Here is a 21,857-nt window from a genome sequence, read left to right on the forward strand (position 1 = left end):
CCTACTGTTACTTTGCAAGTTACAACTAGCACCATATTTCTAATTTACCGATGGATTTATAACAACATTGCAATTTTCGTTTCCTCACTTTATTCAATCAACGCAAAACAGAAAAAAGCTTCAGAATCTTACAAAACCATTAAATTACACCCCCTGATATCCGAATGATCAAACCTTCCAATTACTTCAAAAACATTTCCTTTTACACGGCCTAAATCTTGGGTAGCGATAAATGAACATGAATTTACATTGGCCAAGTCAATTACATTGAGACCACCTGTTTTTCCTTCGGATTGAAGAGTGAGTGCATCTTCAGGGTCTCTAATTAGTATTTTCATCCATGGCGGACATTCAAAAACGCCATCTCCTTTTGAATAGGCCTGCGACAAAAGTTCTGTCATTCCGTATTCCGAATGAATCTTATCCACTCCAAATCCTTTTGAAAGTACTTGATGCAGTTCAGCACGAATCATTTCCTTACGGCGGCCTTTCATTCCGCCGGTTTCCATAATCGTGGTATTCCTTAAATCAAAATTGTAACGTTCTACCAAGTCCAATAATGCAAAGGAAACACCGATGAGCAGCACTTTTTTCCCATCAGCATCCAAGAATTTTAAACGTTGCGCAAGTTCATCTAGATTATGAAGATAAAATCCGCTTTTTTCAGCACCTGAATTTTCTATCAAATCGTTTACCATATAAATTAAAGAGGAACCTTTGCGCTCTAAATAAGCCGGCAACAATGCCAAAACCACGTAATCATTCACATTTCCATAGAACAGGGAAAAAGCTTTCCTAAAACTATCTTCGTAAACTTTCAAGTCGGTCACAAAGTGCTTACTGGTTGCACTTCCTGTTGTACCGCTGCTTGTAAAAATAATCTCTTCTTGTTTCCGGGCTCTTAATACGGTATGCGATTTAAAAAATTCAATAGGCAAAAACGGAATGGTTTCAATGGAGTTCACTTCGGAAGGATTCCTACCCAATAAGTCACAAAACTGCTTATAAACGGGATTGTTTTTATACTGAAATTCAAAAACCGAAAGTGTCACTTCTTTGAAGTCGGCTTCTGATTTTATATTGAAAATTTGACTTGTATCCATACCAATTTGTGAGGCACAAAGATAAGTAGAGTTTAAACCGAATAAAATTTTATCATCAATACAAATTACAAAAAACCCTGACGCTTTTGGTCAGGGTTTCCTCTTTATATGCTTTTATTTCCTAAGAAACATCATTTACTCGAATTCAGAGTTACGTAGATAGCAATTAGCTTTTTCGATCTGTAGAACATTCTTTCATTTCTTTTGCTCGCCCAAAAGAAACGAAACAAAGAAAAAGGCGCCTTATCCAAGGAATTTTTTCGGCTATAAAGCCGAAAAACCGTAATCAAAACTCCGCGTCGCTTAGTACCTTCGCTCCTGTTTTCGGAGCTTTTGACTACTATTCTGAGGATAAGGGGTTTTCATAATCGCTTTACACCAACGCAATCCTCAACTATAGTTTTATTATTTGATCATATCAAAACCAGTGTACGGCACCAAGACTTCCGGAATTTTGATTCCATCTGGTGTTTGGTAATTTTCAAGAATTCCGGCCAATACTCTTGGCAGTGCCAAAGCACTTCCATTTAGAGTGTGCGCCAAAACGCTTTTGCCGTTTTCATCTTTAAAGCGTAATTTCAATCGGTTGGTCTGATACGCTTCAAAATTAGAAACAGAACTGATTTCCAGCCATCTTTCCTGAGCTGTTGAATACACTTCAAAATCGTAGGTAAGGGAAGATGTAAATCCTATATCCCCCCCACAAAGTCTAAGCACTCGGTATGGAAGTTTGAGTTCCCTTAAAATTTCCTTCACGTGCTCTACCATTTCATCCAAAGCTTTATAGGAATTTTCAGGATGCTCTACACGTACAATCTCTACTTTATCAAACTGATGCAATCTATTTAGTCCGCGCACATGCGCTCCGTAACTTCCTGCCTCTCTTCTGAAACAAGGCGTATACCCCGTAATTTTAATAGGCAAATCGCTTTCAGAAACAATTTCACCCCTAAACATATTGGTTAATGGAACCTCGGCAGTTGGGATAAGATACAAATCATCTGCTTGTACATGATACATTTGCCCTTCTTTGTCCGGTAATTGACCCGTTCCAAAACCAGAAGCTTCGTTCACCAAATGCGGCACTTGATGTTCCACATAACCAGCTTCGGTATTTTTATCTAAAAAGTATGCGATTAAAGCCCGTTGCAACCGTGCACCTTTTCCTTTGTAAACTGGAAAACCTGCACCGGTAACTTTCGCTCCCAAATCGAAATCAATAATATCGTATTTTTTAGCCAATTCCCAATGCGGTAGCGCAGCCCCATCTAAAACAGGAACTTCACCTTCTTTAAAAACTTCTTCGTTATCATCTTCAGAATTACCAGCTGGAACTGAATTATGCGGAATATTCGGAATTGTATACAGCAAATTTGTTAGAGCATCTGCTTTGCTATTTAACTCTTCCGTTAAGGTTTTTGAAGTTTCTTTGAGCTCCCCAGTTTTCGCTTTTAACTCGTTCGCTTTTTCTATATCTCCGCTTTTAAAATACCCCCCTATCTCCTTGGAAAGCTTATTAGATTCCGCCAAGGTGTTATCCAATTTTGTTTGCAATGCGCGGCGCTCTTCATCTAAAGAAAGTACAGCATCGATAACGGAAGCATCTACATTCCTCACCTTTAAGCGTTCCACCACTTCCTCCTTGTTGTCTCTAATAAACGGTACTTGAAGCATGATTTTTAAATAATTTATTTTATACTGAATCTATTTCCTTTTACACAAAAATTGTTTTCTACCATCTTTGTGTAAAGGCACAAATTTAAACCTTTGCAAATGATTAGGAAATGTATTTTAAAGGTTTTTTGAAGACGCAGTGAGGTTTTGTAAAAAAGAAAATTAAATTGGCTATTCCTCCCAGTCCTTTGATTCTTTCAACTCAGACAGATATATCCATTCTTCATGCGAAAAATAATGCCACGGCTCGCTTGCCAAATCCACATCGGGCTTTACAAACGGTTTAAGTTTTCCACCATTTACACTTACTTTGCTGGAAACGGCATACACATGAACATCCTCCCCTTTCGCTTGATATTCTTTTTTTAAGCGTTGGGCAAACTGCCAAATAACATCAGGTTTGGAGGTTATTATTCGTTGTTGCTTAGGCGATAAATACTCTTTCAGATTAACATATTTCTCATTCCCCGTTTTTTTATTTACCACTTTAAAAGTTATATAACCACTTTTACTACGCAACATCATTCGCCAACTTAACCGATGTCCTTCTTCTGTCCAAAGCACATCATCTTTTATAAACCAATGGCGCACGGGAAGCGCAATTTGTATTGCAAACCAAATACCCGCAAAAACAAGGAGTGCATTTTTATAGGGAGGTATTTCCAGTTCGTTTTTGGTATAAATCGGTTTCTTTTTCAGAAAAATATTCCGGATGGTTTCCGCTTCAAAGAAAAACAGTGAAAATCCCAGCGACAAGTATGGGAAAATTCCTATTTGAAAAACAATGGAATTGAAAAGATGAAAAAATATAGAAGCAAAAAAGGCCCATTTTCTGGTTTTCTTTATAAGCAATAAAGGGACGATAAGAAAGTCGAACAAAATTCCAATATAGGCTATGAAATAATGTACCCATCGCTCCTGCAATAAATCACCAATAATATAATAATGTGCCCGAGGTTTCATTAATAACTCCACTACCGAAATATCGAACCAATCGCCATACAATTTGGCAACTGCAGCGTACGTATACACTATCCAAACCTGAAGAATGATAATCCATTTACACCAACGGGGCATGGAAATTCTTTGAAACGAAGGATTGTTACGGGCATCTAAGGAAAAATATCTGCTGGCAGGCACCATTATCATTAACAAACAAAGGAGCAACAATAAATAATAATGATTGTTGTAAGAATTTTTCTGCATGAAATACACCCCTGCCCACATCAACGTAAAGGCACTCATGCTGTAACGATATTTATAGCCCAGCATCACCAAAAACCCAAAAACGCCCATTAGGGCGAAGTAGAAATACATGCCATTACCCGGCAATGGCTGCAAAAAATCGAGTCCGATAAAATTAAATGTGAAATTTGGCTCAATCAGGGTTCTTTTAACCCAACCCGTAAAAATGGCTCCAACGGATTCTAAAAAAATAAGCAAACCGAATACGACCCTAAAAACAACTAGGGAAACATTATCGATACGCGTGAAGAGAAATTTATTTAGCATAGTATTTTTCTACGAAAGCCAAACTCGCCTCTTTATCTTTTAAGAGTTGCTTTTTTAATTCATCAATAGAATCAAACTTTTGTTCGTTTCTAAGACGCTGTAAAAGGTCTACCCGAACTTCTTTATCGTACAAATCTTCATTGAAATCAAAAAAGTGAACCTCAATAGTTTTCTTTTCACCATTAACGGTTGGATTGTACCCAATGTTCATCATCCCAAAAACTTCAATCCCATTAAGATTGCTTTTAACAATATAAACTCCTTTTTTAGGAATAAGTTTATATTTTTCTTTAATGTGAATATTGGCGGTTGGAAAATCTATCTGCTTGCCCAACCCTTTTCCTTTGGTAATCGTACCCGTTAACATATACGGATAACCTAAAAAAGTATTTGCCGTAGACACATCTCCTTCTTCCAACGCTTTCCTGATTTTGGTTGAACTCACCGAAACCTCATCCACTTCTTCCACGGAAATTTGCTCTACCTCAAAATCGTATTTTTCACCAAACTTAATAAGGTCGTCTATAGTTGCCGTTCTATTTCTGCCAAAACGATGGTCGTAACCAATAATTACTTTTTTGGCGCTAATGCTATCCACGAGCACGTCTTTTACATATTCTTCCGCCGTAAGCCTTGAAAATTCTTTCGTAAAAGGATGGATAATCAAGACATCAAGTCCCGTTTCTTTTAAAATGGAAATCTTCTCCTCCAAGGTATTCAACAACTTCAAATCCGACGCCTGCTGCAACACCATTCGAGGGTGCGGAAAGAAAGTTAAAATAGTCGATTTTAAGTCGTTGGCCTTTGCATTCGCCACCAGTTTATCTATAATTTTTCGATGCCCTACATGCACCCCATCATACGTACCTACTGTTACTACGGAATAGTAACTATTATCTTTATCAAAAAGATTTCGCTTTATAATCACTTAAAAGCATTTAAATTAAACATCATCCACCACAAAATAACAAATTTAAAAGAGAATATTTAACTAATTTAAAGTAGGTATCTCGTATTTTTTACATAATCCACCGCAAATTTCATTATTTTTATTGCCATACTTTGCTACAAATGAATAATACCGCCAAGCTTTTTAGCATTTTTTGTGTTTTATTATATTCACTATCAACGTATTCCCAAAAAGAATCTGTTTGGCAGCCAGCGCAGGGCTCTCAAAAAATAAGTACCTTAAAAAAAGTACAACAAACCCCAAGTTTCCACTTAAATTTTTCTGAATTAAAGGCAGCACTAAAAGCTGTTTCTGATAAAAAAAATGGCTTTGCCAACAAGAATAACACTGTAAATTTACGTTTCCCGACCGGCAAGGGAACCTATGAAACTTTTAAGATTACTGAAAAAGCGGTACTTTCTAAAGAGCTTTCGCAAAAATATCCTTCAATTAAATCTTATCAGGGAGTTTCAGAAGATAATCCGTTAAAAAGGATTTACTTTTCAATAGACTCGAATAATTTCCATGGCCTGATTAGAAACAACGGACATGTAACTTTGATAAATCCTTTCGCTACTGAAAAGGACATGTATTACCTCGCTGATAAATCGGACTTTCATACCGCTGATTTTCACTGTAAGGTAATGGAAGAAAAAAATGCTGTAACAGCTAAAACAATGGGCATCTACAGCGCCAAACCGGTCGATGACGGCCAGTTAAGAACATACAGAATGGCATTGGCCTGCACAGGAGAGTATGCAGAATTCCACATTGAAGCTGCAAATGTTACCAATGGCACTACAGCCCAAAAAAAGGAAGCTGTTTTGGCCGCAATGAACACCACAATTACACGAGTTAACAGTGTTTACGAAAACGATTTGGCAATTAGACTGGAACTTATTGCAAACAACGACGACCTTATTTTTCTAGACCCCGACACAGACGGATTTACTAACGGGAGGGCTGTTGAACTAATTGAAGAAAACCAAAACATTATCGATAATATCGTTGGAAGCAGCAACTATGATATTGGTCACATATTTGCCACTAGCGGTTCTGGCGGAGACGGTATTGCTGTTTTATCATCCGTTTGTGTTGCCGACAGAAAAGCAAAAGGTGCCACCGCCTTTGTAAGCCCCGTGGGAGATGCCTACGATATTGATTTCGTAGCCCATGAAATTGGACATCAATTTGGCGCTACACATACTTTTAATAATTCTTGTAATAGCAATAGGACCCTTGCTACCGCCGTAGAACCTGGTAGCGGATCTACAATAATGGCTTATGCAGGAATTTGCCCAAGTAACGTACAGGGCAGCAGTGACGCATATTTTCATGCGATTAGCATTTCCCAAATTTGGGATAATATCACACAAGGCGCTAGCACCTGTGGCTCTCTTGAAAACATTCCTAATTCTGCTCCCGTAATTTCGACTTTAACCAATTATTCCATCCCAGCAGGTACTGCTTTTGTGCTGGACGCTGAAGTTACCGACAGCAATGGAGACGTTTTAACATACAGCTGGGAACAACAGAACAACGAAGTATCAGTGCAACCACCTGTTCCAGATGCTACAGGCGGACCTGCTTTTCGGTCATTTTTACCCACCTTATCATCAAAAAGGTACTTTCCGCAGGAGAGTGAAATTTTAAACAACAACCTTACTCCGCTTTGGGAAGTGATTCCGAATGTAGCAAGAACACTAAATTTCTCCTTATTGGTTCGTGACAACAACCCGAATGGCGGACAAATAGCAAGAGGCGACCTTAGGGTAGCTACCATCAATACTGGGGAAGCATTTTCAATAACCTCTCAAAATTCGCCAGAAACTTTACAAGGCGGCTCTGTTTACACGGTTAACTGGAATGTTGCTGGCACAAATAAAGTCCCTATCAACACGAGCTTTGTGGACATTTATCTGATCGTTGAAAATAATTTTGAGGCTCCTATTCTTCTTTCTGATAACACAAAAAATGATGGCACCAAACAAGTCGTGATTCCAGGAGATATTACCACCACCAATGCCAGAATAATGGTGAAAGCAGCTAACAACATATTTTTTGCCATTAATGAAGCCGTTCTAGGCATTCAACCTTCTAATTTCGCTCTTCTATTCAATACGATTGAATACAACGTCTGCCAACCTAATAATATTGAAATTCCATTTACTTATCACGCATACAACTCTTTCAATGAAACCGTTTCTTTTACTACGGAAGACGCTCCTAGCGGATTGAACATAAATTTTAGTCAACCGAATGCAACAAGCAACAATACTTCAATCAACACAAGTGTGAGTGGCATTGAAAATTTAATCCCAGGAAACAATAGTTTCAAAATAGTCGCTACGGCTTCAGGAGGCGAAAGAAAAGAATATCCCATAGAACTTAAAGTGTTCTCCAACAGTTTTGCCAACGTAAACCTTACTTCCCCAGCGAATAACGAAACCGAAGTTTCCCTATCTCCTATACTAAGTTGGGAAGATTATGACAATGCAAACCAATATGAAATACAAATAGCGCAAACACCGAGCTTTAGCAATATTTTATTTTCAGAAATTTTAAATATTTCAGAATATCAAGCACCACAACTTGAAGAAACCCAAACCTATTATTGGCGTGTAAAGCCAATAAACACTTGCGGCGAAGGAAGTTTTAGTCCTGCATTTACTTTTTCAACGGTAAATATTTCGTGTAATTCTTTTGAAAACAACAACCGCGTCCCTATTCCAAGCGTAGGCGCAAATACTATCACCTCTTCAATTGATATTTTTGAAAATGGCTTTTTAAATACCATGGAGGTTTCTGTAAACATCTCGCATACATGGTTGGAAGATTTGAGCATCAGCTTAATTTCACCATCTGGGACAGTTATCCCGCTCATTGTAAATCAATGTTCCGAGCAAAACGACATGGATGTTATCTTTAGTGATGATGGTACTTTGCCTATTTGTACAAACGGCACTCCGGCTCTTTCGGGAATTGTGAAACCAGAAGAAACTTTAGCTACGTTGAACGGCGAACCTATTAAGGGAAAGTGGGTTTTAAAAGTGGATGATGCAAACGATGAGGATGGCGGATTTATAAACTCTTTCGGAATTGACTTTTGTGTGGATGGCGATTTCGTTCTGGATTCCGATCAAGACGGCGTGTTAGACCCCAATGACAATTGCCCAAACACCCCTAGCGGAACAAAAGTGGATGTTAATGGGTGCGAGCTTTTTAGCCTATCCCCAACCAACTTCAACATTGTGGTTACCGACGAATCGTGCATCGGCAATAACGACGGAAGCATTACAGTGGCCGCCGAAGAAAGCTTTAGCTATACTGCTATCTTAACTGGAACCAACAATGCTAGCAACAGTTTTTCTACCTCTACCACTTTTGAAGGGCTCGAAGCAGGCACTTACAATCTTTGCTTTACACTGGAAGAAGAACCCAATTACCAAAGCTGTTATGAAATCACTGTAAGTGAGCCATTACCGCTAAATGTATTTACCAGCAAAAGTGACAACAATATGCTCACACTCAATTTGTCAGGAAGCAACCTTTACACTATTGAGCACAACGGAATTATTTCAAAAACAGATAAAGATGAATTTGAAATAACGCTTCAGAAAGGCATCAACACTTTAAAGGTTTCAGGAGAAAAAGACTGTCAAGGCATATTCCAAGAACTCATTATTTCCCATGGCGAGATTTCAGTAATTCCTAATCCGGTTATTAGCCAAACGACTATTTACAGTTCAGCATCCCAAAGTGAAACCAACCTCTCCTTGTATGACATTTCAGGACAATTGGTTTTTTCTGAAAAAAGAATGAGCAACTCAAACGGAGAAATAGAACTCAACTTAGATAAATTTCCAAGCGGATTGTATTTATTGAATGTTGAAAATAGCGAGACGACCAAAACCATTAAAATCATCAAAAAGTAACAAATGAAAAACACTGTATATCCATTTTTGATTTTTCTGATGATGACCATCGCGAGCTGTAGCAGTGATGACAATGATACGCCTGCTCGAAATCCTGCGCCCGCCATTCTTATATTTCCTTTAGAAAATTCTGAGTGTACCGAAGGCGTAGTTTCCCCAACAAATGAAAACGAGAGCACCATTACTTTTGAATGGAACCAGGCCAGCGACACCGATTCGTACCAACTTTTGGTAACCAACCTGAACACCAATAACACTCAAACTTTTGCAAGCAATACAAATAGTCTAGATGTTACGTTAACCAGAGGTGCACCTTATGAGTGGTTTGTAATTTCACTTGCCAACAATTCTCAAGAAACCGCCAACAGCGAAGAGTGGAAGTTTTACAATGCGGATGATGGAGTTGAATCGTACCCCCCATTTCCCGCAGATTTACTGGAGCCTTCTTCTGGAAATACGCTCTACAGCAGCGGAAGTATAACTTTTGAATGGAAAGGAAGCGATATTGAAGGAGATATTTCCAGCTATGAAATATCTATTGGAGAGAATAATCCACCTTCGAGCAACATCATCTCAGGGATAACAGAGGAAAGCTACACTCATTCTGCCCTTGGAGCAGGAATTTATTACTGGCAAGTAAAAACAATTGACGAAAATGGCAACAGTTCCTTATCCGAAATCTCCCAGTTCAGGGTTGAATAATATAACTTTTATTAGGTATTATTAAAGGTGTTCATGGTATTGCTTACTCCAGCGGTACCGAATGATTTTATAAGCTCTACGGACCTTTCCAATCGTTCTTTCATTTTACCGTTTTCCTCTTCATTCCATTCCCCTAGAACATAATCAACTTGTCGTCCTTTTTGAAAATCGGCACCAACACCAAAGCGAAATCTGTTGTAAACCGTTGTACCCAATTGCTGCTGAATATCTTTTAACCCGTTATGCCCGCCATCGCTACCTTTGGTCTTCAATCGGATGGTTCCGAAGGGTAAATTAATATCATCTGTAATCACCAAAAGGTTTTCCAAAGCAATCTTTTCTTTTGTCATCCAGTATTTCACTGCTTTTCCGCTAAGGTTCATATAAGTACTAGGCTTTAAAAAAATAAAAGTTCGTCCCTTGAACTTATAAGTAGCGGTAGCGCCCAATTTATTGGTCTCGAAAGTGAACGATTCTCTTTCAGCAAAGAAATCTAACACTTTAAAACCTATATTATGCCTCGTGTTTTCATACTCCGCACCAATATTTCCTATACCTACAATTAAAAATTTCTTCATCGGATTTTCAACTTCTTTTTTGGTAAAAAGATTTTTAAAAAATTGCATCATACTCTTTCATTCAGATTAAAATTCTGAGATTATAGCTACGACACAAAAGTAAAAAAGCACCTCGAATCTTGAGGTGCTTTTGAATATTTATTGAGAAGTGGTTTGAACTTTTTTCATTCGCTAAAAAATTACTCTTTTCCGCCTATTTTTTGTCTTTTTTTCGTTCCGTAGCGCTGCTATGCAACTCAAAAAAGCCTTCAAATAGTCATAAAATACCTAATTTTCACTTGAAAGCGAAAAGCTTAAATCACTTCTAAAGCTATTTGCTTATTCAGCAGCTGGCTTCTTTTCTTTTGCTGCAGCTTTTTCTTCTTTAGCAGCGTCTTGAGCAGCTTTCATAGCGGCACGTGATACTCTTACTTGACAAACAACGGTGTTGTCTGGGTGCATGATTTTGTAATCTTCAGTTCCTACTTGAGTAACATAAAGTTTGTTACCAATTTCTAATTTAGAAACGTCTGCATCAATGTAATCTGGTAAGTTAGCAGGAACTGCTTTTACTTTCAGTTTACGTTGGTTCATACGCAATACACCACCGGCGATTACACCTGGAGAGTTCCCTACTTTTCTTACAGGAATTTCCATTGTAACTTCTTTATCATCAAATAACTGATAGAAATCGATGTGTAAGATAGCATCAGTAACTGGGTGAAACTGAATATCCTGCAAGATTGCGTTGTATTTATCACCGTTATCCAATGAAATAACTACAGTGTGCGCATTTGGGGTGTACACCAAGTCTTTAAATGCTACTTCTTCTGCTGCAAAGTGCAATGGTTTATCCCCTCCGTATAATACGCAAGGTACCTGCCCAGCATTACGTAAGGCTTTTGTAGCTACTTTGCCCACGCTTTCTCTTTGAGATCCTTTAATTGTAATTGACTTCATTATATATAAAAATTAAATAATTTACATTAAAAATTTAGAGCTTATCGAGGTATTGTGGTGTACCCTGTGCATTACATCTGCAAATAAATCAGCGCAACTCAACACTCTTACTTTATCACTCTTTTGTTTCGGCGGAATAGAATCGGTAACAATTAATTCTGTAAGCCTAGACTTTTCAATTCTTTCGTATGCATTTCCAGAAAGCAATGCGTGTGTACAAATTGCACGAACACTCAGTGCTCCTCTTTCCATCATTAGGTCTGCGGCCTTGGTCAATGTTCCCGCTGTATCTACCATATCGTCTACCAACACTACATTTTTTCCAGTAACATCTCCAATGAGTTCCATATGGTCTATTACATTTGCCTTTTTTCGCTGTTTGTAACAAATCACAACGTCGGAACTTAAGAACTTTGAATATGCGTATGCTCTTTTAGAACCGCCCATATCCGGCGATGCCATAGTTAAATTGTCTAGATTCAATTCCTTTAGATACGGCAAGAAAATAGTAGAAGCAAATAAGTGATCTACCGGTTTCTCGAAGAACCCTTGAATTTGATCTGCGTGGAGATCCATCGTAATAATTCTAGTTGCCCCAGCCGACTCCAACAATTTGGCCACCAATTTCGCCCCTATGGGAACTCTTGGCTTGTCTTTTCTATCTTGTCTCGCCCATCCGAAATATGGCATTACTGCCGTAATATGCCTTGCAGACGCCCTTTTAGCAGCATCTAACATTAAAAGCATTTCCATTAAATTTTCAGAACTTGGGTTGGTAGAACCTATAATAAAAACCCTCATTCCACGAACGGATTCTTCAAAAGATGGCTGAAACTCTCCATCACTGTATCTAGTAAACGAGACCCTTCCCAGTTCTGTGCCGAATGCTTTAGCAATTTGTTCTCCTAAAATCTGACTTTGCGTACAGGCAAATATCTTTGGATCTGGCACCGAGTAAGGCATTGTAATATATTGTTTAATAGTTAATTATCTACCGTGTCGTAAAACGAGGTGCAAATTTAGAAATTTATTTTAACTCTAAAAGTATATTTCTTGCTAATTTTAATTTGCAGATTAAAAATATTGTTTAGTTTTGCAATCCAAAATAAAGCGAAATGCTTTTTTTGCTCGAGTGGCGGAATTGGTAGACGCGCTGGATTCAAAATCCAGTTCTTTCGGGAGTGTGGGTTCGATTCCCACCTCGAGTACTTTTAATATATCAATTGATATTAAAACCCTGTAAAACACCAGATTTTACAGGGTTTTTTAATTCCCTATATTCATTTAAATTCAATTGAAATCAACTAAAATGTGAATGATTCGGATGCACTTGGGGTGTCACTACAGGTGCGCCCGAATAGACGTTAAATTACTAAATATCAATATTTTGTGATTTTAATATATGATTGCTTTCTACTACTTTTGAAATAGAAAAAGGTGTAACCTATGCAAGACTTATTATCTATCCTATTTTATATCAGAAAGAGCAAAGCTAAAGATTTAGAGCTTGGAACCATTTATTTACGAATCACTTATGGTGGAGAGCGTGCCGAACTAAGCACCTTTTTAAAGGTAAATTTGGAGAAATGGAATGCCAAGGCCAATAAACTCATGGGCTCATCTCCTGCTGCCAAGGAGGCAAATAGAAACTTGGATATGATTAAAAAAAATGTATATCGGGCTTATCAAGAAATGATGGATAAGCAACAAGACATAACAGCCTTAAAACTTCGCAATCGATATTTAGGAAAAGATGACTCCAGAAAAGGTATTCTTGAAGTATTTGATGAACACAACTCAAAAATGGCAAAATTGGTAGGTAAAGATTATACCGCCAGAACCCTTCAGCGTTATAAAACAACCAAAAGTCATGTGTCCAATTTTAACAAAACTACCTATTCTTCCATAGATTATTTGGTAAAAGACATTGATGTCAAATATATCAACCATTTTATCTATTACTTAAAGACCACAGTTGATCTTTCCCATAACTCAGCTATGAAATATTTATCATACTTAAAAAAGATAATTCGCATCAGTCATGCAAACGGTTGGATAGAAAAAGATCCTTTTTATAATTTCAAGCTACGAACGCTTGAAATTGAAAAAGAGTTCTTAACTAGACAAGAGTTGAACAAACTTATTGATAAAGAATTATCAAATCAACGGCTAGAACAAGTTCGGGACGTATTCATTTTTTCTTGTTTTACTGGCCTCGCTTATGTTGATGTTACTAAACTGACTCATGACGATATTATATTAGGAATTGATGGAGAACAATGGATTAAGGTGAAGCGTACCAAAACTGGAACCGTCAGTAATATCCCTTTGCTTCCAGCAGCCAGAAATATCATTGCTAAATATTACAGTGAAAAACAAGAGGGATCACCTCTGCTTCCCATGTCAAGTAATCAAAAAACCAATAGTTATTTAAAAGAGATTGCAAATCTATGTGAAATCAACAGAAACCTCACCTTTCACATTGCTCGACATACCTTTGCTACAACGGTAACGCTTTCCAACGGAGTGCCTATTGAATCTGTCAGCAAAATGCTTGGACATAAATCTTTAAAAACTACTCAGCACTATGCTAAAATAGTTGACCGTAAGCTAAGTGATGATATTCAGAAATCGAAAAAGGTTTTTGGTGAAAAAGTAAATTTTAAAGACACAAAATCGTTGTAAGTTTTTTTGATGATACAATATTTAATTCAATTCTGCATTAATAAAATTATACATTAACCTGTGAAGTTTTTCATATAGTCTGACTTTTAATAGAGATCGGATTAGAATGAGGTGATGTCTTAGAAGGTAATTGGAAAAAAACAACAAAGAATCAGACCTTCTTTAAAATCCAAACGTTATAATTACCATATAGAATACCATAGAATTCTTGATGAATAGAAGGATAGAGCTAACAAACTTTTCGTTATTTTTTCAATGAAATCTCATCTACGATATCATATATCTTAGAGAAGATGAAATGCGGTGAAAAAATTGTTTTTTTACATGAATTTCCACCCTCATTCTGATAAAAAAATTGAAGTGAGAAGATGCCAAGCAAGGCATACTTTAAAATGTAATATTTTGTTCAAATAGTATTTACTGATGAGAGAATGGCATTACTCCTTAATATACAATAGTATCAGTCACCATAAATGGCAAGTCGTAATTCCCATATTCAAAAGTTGTTTTCCCCACTGTCTCCGTTCCTTTTTTATCTGAAAAGATGGTGCTGTACAAAATAACTTTTTTAAGATTGGAAAAACCCGTAAGCAAATCGAAATTTTCTTTTTTAAACGCTGTACCACTTAAGTTGATTTTCTGAAGGTTTCTACATACTTTCAAGGTATCGATGCCTTTACCGGTTATAGCTGTATTCCTTAAATCGAGTTCCGTTAAATTTGGAAGCTTTGCAAGCACCAACATACAGCTATCGTTTATCTTGGTATTGCTTAGGTTTAAGTAAACGATATGGTTGGGCACTTCCAGCACTGTGTTTAAATCCTCCAAAGTTAATCCAGGCGAATTGATTGCAGAAACCGATAAAAAAGTAGTGTTTTCACTTACATTTTCCACAAAAAAACCTGCTTGTTTTAATCGTTCTATTTTTTCTTTACTGGCATTTTTAGGGGCTTCTTTAGGTAAGTTGTCTTCTTCCTTAGGAAAAAAAGGAAGTAAAACATCTTTTGAAACCTTCATTTCGCCAACAGTTTTTTCAAAAGAAGCCCCATGTGCTATCCAAGCTTCCACTAAGGATATTTCTTCTTTGGTAAGCTGGGTTTTGTCTTTTGGCGGCATGTGTTTTTCGTCTTCCTTTGGTAAAATTAGGTATTGATAAAGTTTACTTTTTCCCAAATTCATGGGCTCTAAAACAGCTCCATTCTCCCCTCCTTTTACTATTGCCTCTTGAGTATGTAGGGCCAGTTCTCCCTTTTGGTCCCTTTCTCCATGGCAGCTGTAACATTTATTGGAGAATATAGGTTGAATAAGTGCTGGATATACCTGAGTTTCTTTCCAATTGCTATCATTCACCTTTATAGCCATCTCTTTCCCTTTTAAATCTTTTCCAAGTATTTTCTTTACACTTGCAGGCAATGGTTCTGTTAAATAATCCTCCCCATGCGTTAAATTACCTCCCAAATGTCCTGTAATAGACACAAAAAGAACCACTAGTATGCCGTAAATACCATTGGGAACTTTAGCAAGGGCTTTTACCTTATTACTTATTCCAGCGTAGATAACAAAGCATAAAAGTGCTGTCGCCACTGCCCACCATAAATGCCCCATTACTTTGGCGTACGTAAATCCTTCGGTACGGTACAGTAAATAGCCGGTAAGACAGGCGACGAGCGCAATAACACCTGCCGCAAGGTAAGCCAGTGCAATAATGTTATTGTACGCTGCTTTTTTACGGTCGATTACCTGCAGTAGTACTCCAAACAAAATAAAACCAATAGGGAGATGTACGATTAGGGGGTGGAGCCTTCCAATAAATTCAATCATAAGGTAGCAGACGGGTATTAAGTTTACGCCAAAATTTCTTTAATTATTTTTCCATGCACATCGGTAAGTCTAAAAGGTCTTCCTTGGAATTCATAGGTAAACTGTTCGTGGTTAAAGCCAAGCAAGTGTAAAATGGTAGCATGCACATCGTGAATAGATACTTTTCCGTCCAATACCGAGAAACCTATTTCGTCTGTTTCTCCATAGCTTGTTCCATTTTTTATACCGCCTCCGGCTACCCACATGGTAAAAGCATCCACGTGATGGTCACGACCGATAAAATAGGTTTCCTGTCCGCCACGGTTCTCCCGCATTGGGGTCCTTCCAAATTCACTGCCCCATACCACCAAAGTTTCATCCAATAAGCCTCGTTGTTTTAAATCCAATAGCAAGGCAGACATAGGCCTATCTATTTCTTTACATTTATTTTTAAACCCTAAATTTAAAGCGGTCTCTCTAGATGAACCATGGGAATCCCATCCCCAATCGAACAATTGTACAAAGCGCACTCCTTTTTCTACAAGCTTTCTCGCCAGGAGACAGTTGTTGGCAAACGATTCTTTACCGGGTTCTACACCGTACATTTCTTTAATGGAATCGGGTTCGTTGTTTATGTTCATTACTTCCGGTACAGCAATTTGCATTCTGTAAGCCATTTCATACTGGTTGATTCTCGCCAAAATATCGGGATCTTGATATTCAGCGAACTCTTTTTTGTTGACCCTGTTTATGGCTTCAATGGTGCTTTTCTTCAAATCCCTGGACATGCCCTCGGGATCATCTATATACAGTACGGGATCTCCTTTAGACCGGCACTGCACCCCTTGATACACCGACGGAAGAAAACCGCTACCCCATACACTTTTTCCGGCATCCGGGGTTTTTCCGCCTGAAGTAAGCACAACATAACCGGGTAGGTTCTGGTTTTCAGAACCCAAACCGTAGGTTACCCAAGAACCCAAACTCGGACGCCCCAAACGCGGACTCCCAGTTTGCATGAACAACTGTGCGGGTGCATGGTTAAACTGATCGGTATTTACAGCCTTTAAAAAAGCAACCTCATCGGTTACATTGGAAAAATGTGGCAAATTATCAGATACCCAATGCCCCGCTTTTCCCACCTGTTTAAATTTTGCTTGAGGGCCCAGCAAATTGGGAACCCCTTTTATAAAAGCAAACTTTCTGCCCTCCAGCAATGATTCTGGGCAAGGTTGGTTATGTAACTTCTGCAAGACCGGTTTATAATCAAACAACTCCAATTGGGAGGGCGCCCCAGCCATGTGCAAAAAAATAACCGACTTTACCTTTGCAGGAAAAGGGGGCGGCATAGTTGCTAAGGGGTTTAAATCCCTATCTGATAATTTTATCCCTGTATTTGCCCCTTGTTTATTAGATAAAAACCCATTGCACGACATCATTAACGATCCTAAGGCTATTCCTCCCAAACCAGCGGCACATTCTTTTATAAAATGTCTTCGGGTTTTTATCTCAGCCTCCCGTTGTTGTTTTTCCCATAATAGTTTTTCTATATTATCCATAACTATGATGTTACTATAAATTCATCTAAATTCATGATAGCGTTGGCTACTACTGTTAATGCTGCAAGCCTGGCAGTAGCATCTTCACTTTCTTTTAGAAGCTTCTGTACTTTTTCTGGATTTGCTTCAAAATCCGCTAAGGCTTTTTTATAAAGCTGCACTAAAGGCGCTAACTTTTCTTTGTTTATAGGCTTCAACAGGGCTTTGCTGTACCCCAGTCCTATACTTTCGGTAATTTCGGGTTCCGCATCCATCTGCTTGGCCAAAAAATAGGCCGCCTCTAAATACACCGGATCGTTTAGCGTTACCAACGCCTGCAAAGGGGTATTGGTAGTGGTACGGTCTATTAAACAGACTTCCCTACTTCCTGCATCAAACGTTAAGAACGCGGGGTACGGACTCGTTCGTTTTAAATAGGTATACACCGCTCTTCGGTACTTGTCCTCTCCTTTACTTTCCTCCCATTGACGGCCATTGTACACTGTTTGCCACACCCCATCGGGTTGCGGTGGCATAACACTTGGACCGTACATTTTATCGCTTAGCAATCCAGAGACAAACAACGCTTGATCCCTTATTTCTTCTGCTGAAAGACGTAACCTTGGGCCTCTGGCGTAAAGTAGATTGTGAGGGTCTTTTTCAAACAACAAGGCATTCGACTTAGAAGATTGTTGATAGGTACGCGACATTACGATGTACCGAATCAATTCTTTAATGCTCCATTGAAACTCGTCCACAAGCTTAACCGACAAATAATCGAGCAGTTCGGGGTGTATGGGAGTGTCCGACTGTGTTCCCATATCTTCCAATGTAGTTACAAAACCGTTGCCATACAATTGGGCCCATACTTTATTTACCAACGTTCGGGCCGTTAAAGGGTTGTCCTTGCTCATCAACCAGTAAGAGAACCCTAACCTATTTTTTGGCCATTTTGGATTCCATTCATTTAAAATATCAGGGGTTTCTGGAGCGACCTCATCCCCTTTCTCCATCCAATTGCCCCGTTCAAAAACATGGGTTGTGCGTTGATTGTACATTGGGTTTTCATACAGAATAGGTACTTGCTCGGTCTTCATGTTGATGATTTCCGCAAACTTTTCAGCATACACCCCTCCTTCAGGAGCCAAATCCTCTAGGTCTTCTAAAAAAGAAAGCCATCTAATCAACACAAGCGTTTTTGTACGGGCGATGTTTTTGTTCCCTACCTCCACATACAAATCAAACTCGTTTTCAACTACGGTATTTAACGAAAAAGCCTGGGTTAAACCATGTTCTTTTTTTAATACGGTATTAAGTAAAACAGGACCGTCTTTATTTCCTTTCTTCAATACCAAATGCGTATTGTCTTCAAACTGTCTAAAGTCAATAATTATCTGCCCTCCTTGATTTGCATTGACATTAGGGAAAACACAAGACCCGCCATCCCTCAACTGTACTGCAAACCTCATATCATGCACGCCATTTTTTATATCCGTAGCACCAAAGGACAGGTAAAAAGGGGACTCATATTTTAAAAATTCTTCATATTTTTTCAAAGTGTTTTTACTTGCTTCCCTTTCAACCCATGCCAACAATTTGTCTACCTCTTGTTGTTGCACACTGTCGTAGAGCAATATGTTGGGCTTTTCATCTTCGGTATCTTGGTCTAATGTATTGTTAAAGAAAGCCATTAACCCATAATACTCTTCATGCTTAAAAGGATCGTAGGGGTGGCTATGGCATTGCACACAGGATATGGTAGTGCTTTGCCAAGTATCGAACGTGGTGTGCAATCGGTCCATTACCGCAGCCAACCTAAACTCTTCGTTATCGGTCCCCCCTTCATCATTGTTCATGGTATTTCGGTGAAATGCCGTGGCAACAATTTGTTCTTCGGTTGGCTCTGGAAGTAAATCCCCGGCCAATTGTTCAATGGTAAACTCATCAAAAGGTTTGTCTTGGTTGAAAGACGTAATCACCCAATCGCGGTACCGCCATATATTTCTATGCCGGTCTTGCTCGTACCCTTTGGTATTGGCATATCTTGCCTGGTCCAGCCACCAGCTCGCCCAATGTTCCCCGTAATTTTTAGAGTTTAATAAATATGTTACAACTTCATCATAATCCTTGCTTCCATTTATCCAATCCTCTTTTATTTCTTCGGAAGGTGGCAGGCCTGTAATATTAAATGAAAGCCTTCTCAATAAAGTCAAAGAGTCGGCAATTGGAGCAGGTTCTAATTGATGTTTTTTTAATTCCTCCTGAATAAAGTAATCTATTTCGTTATATTGAAGTGCCCCTTCACTTGAAGCTACAAAGGAAGCTTCCTGATTAAAAGATGGCACCAGAGATTGCTTTGGGGGCGAATATGCCCAATGTTTTCCCCATTTAGCCCCTTGATCTACCCATTTTGTTAGTGTTGCTATTTCCTCTTTTGACAAAGGCGGTTTTTTGTATGGCATACGCAGCTCGGGGTCTTTCTCATGCAAACGCTTAATAAATTCACTTTTGGAAGCTTCTCCCCGAACAATAGCCGGATGTCCAGACTTGGTAGCAGCCATTGCTTCCTCTTCAAACAGCACACTAAAACCACCACTTTTTTTAACCCCTCCGTGGCAGGAAATACAATGCTTGTTAAGTATGGGCTTTACTTCTGCACTAAAATCTACTTTATCGCCGGTATTGCACCCCAAAAAGGCTAAGGCCGTTAAAACGGCTAGAATCCTCATTAAAAAAACCTCAAAACACCACATTATTGTATTGAATATTAATACATTACAATTTAATCATTATGTGTTTTATAAAAAAACTCAATCATCTTTCTTGGTATTCTTATATTGTTTCCGCTAGTGTCAAATAGATCAGGCTGGAATATAATCTTTAGTAATTGTACCAATGGATGTAGTGAACTATCTTTTGGCCTTTGGATACTTTTCCAAAATCTTGAGCATTTTTTTAACTTGCTTTTGGTTAGATTCAGCTATATTATTTGTTTCGAGGGGGTCATTCTCAAAATCGTATAGTTCATACACGACATCTTTAGGGTTCTTCTGGTGAGTCCACCGTACCATGCGATACCTGTGGTTTCGGATAGCTTCACCCAAATAGTTTTGGCGGATATAACAATGGTAAACATGATCGCGAATAGTTTGTTTTGGGTTTTCAAGGACCGATGCCATACTCAGTCCGTCAATAGGCTGGTCTACTACTGGACTTTGTAAGCCTGCCAATTCAACCAACGTAGGATATATATCTACAGTTTCAAAGGCTTGTTCGGTCTTTGACCCTGGCTTGGTTACTCCCGGCACCACCATTATTACTGGTATTTTAGTGGCCTGTTCATAGTTGGTATGCTTAGTCCAAATCCCATGATCTCCCAAATGCCAACCGTGATCACCCCAAAGAACCACAATCGTATTCTCATCCAATTGCAGGCGCTTTAATTCATCGATAACTGTCCCTACTTGGGCATCCATATAACTCATGCTTGCATAGTAGCCATGAATCAAGTTTCGCTTTAACTCTTCATTATATATACCAGGATAATCCTCGGGCACCGGCTTGAAGGCACTGATTTCACCGCCGCGCTTAACTGCAAATTCCGGAGCATTTTCGGGAAATTTTTCAAACTGAGGTAAGGGCAATTTTTGTTTATCATATAAGTCCCAATATTTCCTAGGTGCTGAAAAGGGAAGATGGGGCCTAACAAAGCCTACTGCCATAAAAAAGGGTTTATCCTCTTTTGCTTTTAGTTCACGAAGACGTTCGACGGCAAGTCGTGCCACACGTCCATCAGCATAGGCTTCGTCAAGAACATTAGGAGACTCCCATGCTGCACCTCTCGGTAATTCCTTAATCGGAGTGGGGTTCTCATAATTCATCAAGTAGTTTTCAAAAAGCGCTTCTTCCCGGGTCAATTTTCTATTTGTGCTGGTGGGTTCAACATATTCAATAACCTTATCCCCGCGATGCGGAATGCTCCATGACGCATCATCACCTTTGTTTCCATGGCCAATATGAAATACTTTACCCATAGATTCGACATGGTAGCCGTTTGTTTTGAAATATTGCGGTAGTGTAATCGCATCAGGATATACATCCCTAAACTCCTTACCAAAATTATACAAACCCGTAGAAGTCGAGCGTGAACCTAACATCAGATTATAACGAGAGGGTGCGCAAACCGCTTGATTGGCATATGCCCGATTGAATTGAATGCCCTGATTTGCCAGTTTATCAATATTTGGGCTTATAGCAACATTATCACCGTATGTGCCCAACGCAGGTTTTAAATCATCTACTAAAATGAGTAATATGTTAGGTTTTTTTTTCTTTTCTACCCCTTGACCTAATAGCTGGAAAGTCAGCATTAAAATACAGGCGAAACTAAAAAGAGTCTTTGTCGGATTACAAATTTTGATCAACCTCTTCATTATTAGATT

General features: G+C 38.6%; 14 protein-coding genes and 1 tRNA gene. 4 read left to right on the forward strand and 11 right to left on the reverse strand.

Annotation, left to right across the window (positions count from 1 at the left end):
- Positions 1-128 precede the first annotated feature (128 nt).
- From NDQ75_RS02275 to NDQ75_RS02290, 4 genes are all read right to left on the reverse strand, one after another.
- The gene (locus tag NDQ75_RS02275; RefSeq protein WP_202027757.1) at positions 129-1,103 is read right to left on the reverse strand and encodes a LuxE/PaaK family acyltransferase; all 975 of its coding nucleotides are present in this window, start codon (positions 1,101-1,103) and stop codon (positions 129-131) included.
- Positions 1,104-1,508: 405 nt separating this feature from the next.
- On the reverse strand, positions 1,509-2,777 hold the full coding sequence (gene serS, locus NDQ75_RS02280) for a serine--tRNA ligase (RefSeq protein WP_202027758.1): 1,269 nt from the start codon (positions 2,775-2,777) through the stop codon (positions 1,509-1,511).
- Between the two features lie 171 nt (positions 2,778-2,948).
- Positions 2,949-4,289 carry an HTTM domain-containing protein gene (locus tag NDQ75_RS02285; RefSeq protein WP_202027759.1) on the reverse strand — a complete coding sequence of 447 codons (1,341 nt, stop codon included), beginning with the start codon at positions 4,287-4,289 and terminating at the stop codon, positions 2,949-2,951.
- Complete coding sequence (locus NDQ75_RS02290) at positions 4,279-5,217, reverse strand: bifunctional riboflavin kinase/FAD synthetase (protein WP_202027760.1); 939 nt, start codon at positions 5,215-5,217, stop codon at positions 4,279-4,281. Before NDQ75_RS02290 ends, NDQ75_RS02285 begins: the two co-directional genes overlap by 11 nt.
- Positions 5,218-5,360: 143 nt before the next feature.
- On the opposite strand from NDQ75_RS02290, the gene NDQ75_RS02295 reads away from it, so the two are divergent.
- Entirely contained in the window at positions 5,361-9,173 is a 3,813-nt protein-coding gene (locus NDQ75_RS02295) for a reprolysin-like metallopeptidase (protein ID WP_202027761.1), read from the forward strand.
- 3 nt (positions 9,174-9,176) lie between these two features.
- A complete protein-coding gene (locus NDQ75_RS02300) occupies positions 9,177-9,875 on the forward strand; it encodes a hypothetical protein (RefSeq protein WP_202027762.1) in 699 nt (232 codons plus the stop codon).
- An 11-nt stretch (positions 9,876-9,886) separates the two neighbouring features.
- Here NDQ75_RS02300 and pth read toward each other — a convergent pair whose 3' ends face one another.
- The 3 genes from pth to NDQ75_RS02315 all read right to left on the reverse strand — a co-directional run bounded on the left by pth (position 9,887) and on the right by NDQ75_RS02315 (position 12,355).
- Positions 9,887-10,504 (reverse strand): aminoacyl-tRNA hydrolase, encoded by a 618-nt coding sequence (gene pth / locus NDQ75_RS02305; RefSeq protein ID WP_202027763.1) that lies wholly within the window; start codon positions 10,502-10,504, stop codon positions 9,887-9,889.
- Positions 10,505-10,771: 267 nt separating this feature from the next.
- Entirely contained in the window at positions 10,772-11,392 is a 621-nt protein-coding gene (locus tag NDQ75_RS02310; protein WP_202027764.1) for a 50S ribosomal protein L25/general stress protein Ctc, read from the reverse strand.
- A gap of 21 nt (positions 11,393-11,413) precedes the next feature.
- Positions 11,414-12,355 (reverse strand): ribose-phosphate pyrophosphokinase, encoded by a 942-nt coding sequence (locus NDQ75_RS02315; RefSeq protein WP_202027765.1) that lies wholly within the window; start codon positions 12,353-12,355, stop codon positions 11,414-11,416.
- Between the two features lie 163 nt (positions 12,356-12,518).
- On the opposite strand from NDQ75_RS02315, the gene NDQ75_RS02320 reads away from it, so the two are divergent.
- Both NDQ75_RS02320 and NDQ75_RS02325 read left to right on the forward strand, forming a co-directional pair.
- Positions 12,519-12,600: transfer RNA gene (locus NDQ75_RS02320), tRNA-Leu, on the forward strand.
- A gap of 238 nt (positions 12,601-12,838) precedes the next feature.
- Entirely contained in the window at positions 12,839-14,077 is a 1,239-nt protein-coding gene (locus NDQ75_RS02325; RefSeq protein ID WP_202027766.1) for a site-specific integrase, read from the forward strand.
- A 444-nt stretch (positions 14,078-14,521) separates the two neighbouring features.
- Here the strand turns inward: NDQ75_RS02325 and NDQ75_RS02330 are convergent, their stop codons facing one another.
- The 4 genes from NDQ75_RS02330 to NDQ75_RS02345 form a co-directional block, all read right to left on the reverse strand.
- Complete coding sequence (locus NDQ75_RS02330) at positions 14,522-15,898, reverse strand: c-type cytochrome domain-containing protein (protein WP_202027767.1); 1,377 nt, start codon at positions 15,896-15,898, stop codon at positions 14,522-14,524.
- A 23-nt stretch (positions 15,899-15,921) separates the two neighbouring features.
- A complete protein-coding gene (locus tag NDQ75_RS02335; protein WP_202027768.1) occupies positions 15,922-17,436 on the reverse strand; it encodes a DUF1501 domain-containing protein in 1,515 nt (504 codons plus the stop codon).
- A gap of 2 nt (positions 17,437-17,438) precedes the next feature.
- Positions 17,439-20,144, reverse strand: coding sequence for a PSD1 and planctomycete cytochrome C domain-containing protein (locus NDQ75_RS02340; protein WP_242513645.1), 2,706 nt, complete (start codon positions 20,142-20,144; stop codon positions 17,439-17,441).
- 180 nt (positions 20,145-20,324) lie between these two features.
- Positions 20,325-21,848 (reverse strand): sulfatase, encoded by a 1,524-nt coding sequence (locus tag NDQ75_RS02345; RefSeq protein WP_202027770.1) that lies wholly within the window; start codon positions 21,846-21,848, stop codon positions 20,325-20,327.
- Positions 21,849-21,857 lie beyond the last annotated feature (9 nt).

Source organism: Galbibacter mesophilus, from assembly GCF_023721415.1.
In the GTDB taxonomy this organism is placed as follows: Bacteria; Bacteroidota; Bacteroidia; order Flavobacteriales; family Flavobacteriaceae; genus Galbibacter; species Galbibacter mesophilus.

Coding starts and splice junctions, on each gene's coding strand:
- NDQ75_RS02300 (WP_202027762.1), top strand. CDS start 9,177: ATGAAAAACACTGTATATCCATTTTTGATTTTTCTGATGATGACCATC.
- NDQ75_RS02285 (WP_202027759.1), bottom strand. CDS start 4,289: ATGCTAAATAAATTTCTCTTCACGCGTATCGATAATGTTTCCCTAGTT.
- NDQ75_RS02345 (WP_202027770.1), bottom strand. CDS start 21,848: ATGAAGAGGTTGATCAAAATTTGTAATCCGACAAAGACTCTTTTTAGT.
- NDQ75_RS02340 (WP_242513645.1), bottom strand. CDS start 20,144: ATGAGGATTCTAGCCGTTTTAACGGCCTTAGCCTTTTTGGGGTGCAAT.
- NDQ75_RS02310 (WP_202027764.1), bottom strand. CDS start 11,392: ATGAAGTCAATTACAATTAAAGGATCTCAAAGAGAAAGCGTGGGCAAA.
- NDQ75_RS02295 (WP_202027761.1), top strand. CDS start 5,361: ATGAATAATACCGCCAAGCTTTTTAGCATTTTTTGTGTTTTATTATAT.
- NDQ75_RS02315 (WP_202027765.1), bottom strand. CDS start 12,355: ATGCCTTACTCGGTGCCAGATCCAAAGATATTTGCCTGTACGCAAAGT.
- NDQ75_RS02330 (WP_202027767.1), bottom strand. CDS start 15,898: ATGATTGAATTTATTGGAAGGCTCCACCCCCTAATCGTACATCTCCCT.
- serS (WP_202027758.1), bottom strand. CDS start 2,777: ATGCTTCAAGTACCGTTTATTAGAGACAACAAGGAGGAAGTGGTGGAA.
- NDQ75_RS02335 (WP_202027768.1), bottom strand. CDS start 17,436: ATGGATAATATAGAAAAACTATTATGGGAAAAACAACAACGGGAGGCT.
- NDQ75_RS02275 (WP_202027757.1), bottom strand. CDS start 1,103: ATGGATACAAGTCAAATTTTCAATATAAAATCAGAAGCCGACTTCAAA.
- NDQ75_RS02325 (WP_202027766.1), top strand. CDS start 12,839: ATGCAAGACTTATTATCTATCCTATTTTATATCAGAAAGAGCAAAGCT.
- pth (WP_202027763.1), bottom strand. CDS start 10,504: ATGATGCAATTTTTTAAAAATCTTTTTACCAAAAAAGAAGTTGAAAAT.